The sequence below is a fragment of the Pedococcus sp. P1_H8 genome (assembly GCF_056405175.1).
In genome coordinates, this window is the sequence record NZ_JBFUCP010000369.1 from 1 (window position 1) to 393 (window position 393).

The following is a 393-nucleotide window of genomic DNA, read 5'->3' on the forward strand; positions in this document are numbered from 1 at the left end:
GCGTCACCCGGACCAACTACGCCACCCACGACGGACTGCGCGGCGCGCAGGTCGACCTCGTGGAGGCGCCGGCCAAGGCGCTCGGCGACGGGAGCGACGCGTCGGCGGCCATCACCGCGGCGCAGGTCCGCGCCCAGGCCGCACTGTGTGCGGAGGCCGTCGGAGCCATGTCCGAGGCCCTGCGTCTGACCACCGAATACCTCAAGCAGCGCAAGCAGTTCGGGGTCCCGCTGGCCAAGTTCCAGACGCTGACCCAGCGCGCCGCCGACATGTACGTTCGGCTCGAGCTGGCCAGCAGCATGAGCCTGTACGCGACGATGTCGCTGGCCGACGGGGTCGTCGACCCGATCGTCGCCTCGCGGGCCAAGCTTCAGATCGGCCGCGTGGCGCGGG

At 72.0% G+C, this 393-nt stretch carries 1 protein-coding gene; it reads left to right on the forward strand.

From position 1 onward, the window contains the following. Nucleotides 1-393 (forward strand): acyl-CoA dehydrogenase family protein (locus tag AC1DYG_RS20410; RefSeq protein WP_477641660.1); only part of this gene is annotated, 393 nt, incomplete at both ends.